This window comes from Lentilactobacillus parakefiri (genome assembly GCF_002157585.1).
Lineage (GTDB): Bacteria > Bacillota > Bacilli > Lactobacillales > Lactobacillaceae > Lentilactobacillus > Lentilactobacillus parakefiri.
Window position 1 is genome coordinate 1 of sequence record NZ_BDGB01000009.1, and the last position, 3,383, is coordinate 3,383.

Annotated in this window: 2 protein-coding genes, 1 pseudogene and 1 riboswitch; of the genes and pseudogenes, 2 read left to right on the forward strand and 1 reads right to left on the reverse strand. The window is 38.5% G+C overall.

The annotated features are described in order from the left end of the window. Positions 1 to 135 (forward strand): annotated as a pseudogene (locus tag LPKJCM_RS13340) (IS30 family transposase); the annotation flags it as partial. Positions 136 to 288: 153 nt separating this feature from the next. Here the strand turns inward: LPKJCM_RS13340 and glnA are convergent. Beyond that, a complete protein-coding gene (glnA, locus tag LPKJCM_RS00790) occupies positions 289 to 1,611 on the reverse strand; it encodes a type I glutamate--ammonia ligase (protein ID WP_057961470.1) in 1,323 nt (440 codons plus the stop codon). Positions 1,612 to 1,842: 231 nt separating this feature from the next. Further along, positions 1,843 to 1,931, forward strand: a riboswitch (TPP riboswitch). Between the two features lie 5 nt (positions 1,932 to 1,936). Between glnA and LPKJCM_RS00795 the strand changes: the two genes are divergently transcribed. Then, a complete protein-coding gene (locus LPKJCM_RS00795) occupies positions 1,937 to 2,581 on the forward strand; it encodes a YkoF family thiamine/hydroxymethylpyrimidine-binding protein (protein ID WP_087069499.1) in 645 nt (214 codons plus the stop codon). Positions 2,582 to 3,383: the final 802 nt, after the last annotated feature.

The following is a 3,383-nucleotide window of genomic DNA, read 5'->3' on the forward strand; positions in this document are numbered from 1 at the left end:
GGAACTGACCTTGATTCAATTACTGACCGCCGGATACAAGCATATGCAGAACAAATGAATAATCGTCCCCGTAAATGTCTCGGATGGAAAACGCCTTATGAAATATTCTTTAATGTAGTGTTGCACTTAATTTGACAATTCAAGAGATAAAAAATAAAGTGCCGTTACGATTATTTCTAACAGTACTTTATTTTAAACGAACTTTTATTATTTATTTACGCATTTTAACAATATCGCAAACTCACGTTTAATTAAACACCGAGGATTCATGCCTGCCTAATCCCAGCATTAAACATTAAAATAAGTCTTCTTTTCCCAATCAGTGACACTCATCTGATAGTTGGTCAACTCATCCTGCTTAATTTCCAGATACTTTGGCACAACACTTCCCAAAGATTTAGCTAAAATATCATCATTTTTCAAATTAGCCAGTGCAGCCGGCAATGAGCTTGGCAATTCAACAATTTTGGCATCGGTCCGTTGTTCTGGCGTCATGTTATAAATGCTGTCTTCAACATTCTTATTGGGCGTTAATTGACGTTGAATCCCATCTAATCCAGAAGCTAGCAAAGCCGAAATTGCCAAGTATGGATTAGCAGAGGGATCGCCACTTCGTAATTCTAAACGCGTTGCCGGACCACGACCATCAGGGACTCGAACCAATGCTGTCCGGTTATCCACGGCCCAAGCAACATAGGTTGGCGCTTCAAATCCCGGGACTAATCGCTTGAAACTATTAATGGTTGGATTGGTAATCGCGGTAAAGGCTTGAGCATGAGCTAAAATACCGGCTAAATAATTCAGGGCCAGTGAAGAAAGACCGTGGCTACCCTTGGAATCATCAAACAGGTTCTTGCCATCCTTAAACAAAGACGTATTCAAATGCATCCCCGAACCATTCATCCCAGCTTTTGGTTTCGGCATAAAGGTTGCCCGCAGGCCATACTTAACGGCAATCGCCTTGGTGGCTAATTTCAATAATTGAATTCGATCAGCCGTAAAGACCGCGTCATCAAATCGAAAATCAATTTCGCACTGACCCGGTGCGACCTCATGATGATCGGCTTCAATCTGGAAGCCCATTTGTTTCAATGTATTAACCGTTTCTCGGCGACAAGCCTCACCATTATCATCTGGATAAACATCAAAATAAGAAGCCTGATCATTCAAAGTGTCAGTTGGTTTGCCAGATTCATCTGCTTTAAATAGGAAGTACTCCATTTCGGCACCAACATTTAGATGGCCACAATCAATATCGGTCAATGATTGATTTAGTCGTTTTAAAACGAAACGAGGATCACCAGCAAATGGGGTACCGTCACGATTGTAGACATCACAAATCAGTGCGGCCGTCTTCCCACCCGTGGTGATCCAGGGATAAATAGTCCATGTATTTAAGTCAGGGTGCAGGTACATATCTGAATTTTGAATCGGTAGAAATCCAGTGATTGAAGATCCGTCAATTTTGATTTTATTTTCAAGTGCTTCATCTAATAAACTGATCGGAATTTCAACATTTTTCAAAGCACCGTTCAGGTCAGAAAAGGTCATTCTTATGTATTCAACCTCTTCATCTTTAGCTAATTTGCGAATATCATCAATTGTCTTCATCGATCGAAAGCCTCCTGCATAGCATTTATTTGGGATGTCTAAATAAATCTTTTGGTTTCCCTTAATTGGTATTATACACGTTATATCTTCTGACATCAGTATTTTTTCAAAACTTTTTCAGAAAATTGTTAGATGATATCACATCGCTTTCATCCCACTCAAAGTCTTAATTCCTTGATTAATATTAAATGGGTTTGACTAATATTGATTAACGTCTTATCATTTTAGACAACAAAAATTTTGGGGTGCCATGTGCTGAGATTATACCCATTGAACCTGATTCGATTAGTATCGACGCAGGGATAATTAATCATCGTTAGAAGTAATGAAAATTGATACAAGTTGTAACATTGACGGCTCCGTAAATATTACCGGCTGCAATTTAGACATTTTCTCAATGAGTTCAGATGCCAGCCACACCGTTAAGCAGGCTATTCAAACACTCAATAAAGCTGGATTGCCGGTTTGGTCAAAAACTACCAGCGTTGGGACAACGTATCGTGGTCGTCAGGAAAATGTGATCAATGTTGTCCAAACTCTTTGCCAATTGGCTCATAAAGAAAACACCGAGACGGCTTTTGAACTCACCTTTTCTAAAGGCTGTCGCGGTAATAAGGATACCGATCATTTTGCTAATGAATCCATAAAACCATTAACGATTACTGATCTACCAGACTTCCCAGTCCAGTGCAAATATGCTTTCTACGCCTTTGGTGACGATGACTATATGAATGAAATTCAAGAAATCGTCAACTTGGCTGAAAAGGTAGGCTTAGAGCCAAGCGAAATTCACTACGCCACCACTCTGACTGGCAACATTAGTCAGCTTTTCGCCTATTTCAACCAGGCCTTAGCATATGCGCATCAACATATTCAACACTATGTTATTGAAGCAACGATTTTTGATATTCCCGATGATGTTTTGGAAAATTCAACTATTTTAGAAAAAAGTGGCAGGGTTAATCGATAACCTTAGCATGACTTTGATGACGAAACGGATACTTATCCCGGCTAAGAAACCAGACCATGTTTCGGATCGACATTACTCATATTTATAAAGAAACGTCACGATTAACGTTTATCCGGTTAATCGTGACGCTTCTTTCAATCATTCATCATTTCATTTTATTATTTATTATGGATGAATATGGTTACCAATTCAACTTGGCCTTGATCTGGCGCTGTGACCCAGCCCAATAAGTGTAGCCCTCGATGGCTAATCCAATCAAAATACTTAACACGTAGAAAACTAAAATCGTCAACAAGTTCATAACTTGACAGTCCCTTCCTTTGATTATACCGGTCATTGCCTGATCCGGTACCGTCTTGTTAATTTGCTACAAATTAAGGATAGATTAAAAGTTCAAAAATGGCAATAGGTCATTTGGGGATTTTACAAAATTATTCTCTCAAAGTAAAAAGTTCGAACTGATATCGTCAAAATACGAGGAACTAACACTAATGGACAAACGTTATAATATGCAATTAAATATTTAATATGCTTTAATTTTCAGGACTTGTAATTCTATTTAATATTCAATTACATCCGAAACCATATTTTCTAGCCAGCCGTTCATTCAAAAATCATTTAGCAACCCAATAAAAAATATACCGGGCATTTTCAAGGTGATAGTTGCTCCTCAAAACGCTTGGTATATTTTTTACACTGATCGCCATTCCCAAAATGGTAATTGGCCTGTCAAAACTTGACTTTCTAACAGCCTATTTCTGAATGATGGATTGAAGTCAATATTTGAGACAGGTTTTAAGAG

Bases quoted from the DNA above. Each gene is read 5' to 3' on its own strand.
- glnA (WP_057961470.1), bottom strand. From the start codon at position 1,611: ATGAAGACAATTGATGATATTCGCAAATTAGCTAAAGATGAAGAGGTT.
- LPKJCM_RS00795 (WP_087069499.1), top strand. From the start codon at position 1,937: ATGAAAATTGATACAAGTTGTAACATTGACGGCTCCGTAAATATTACC.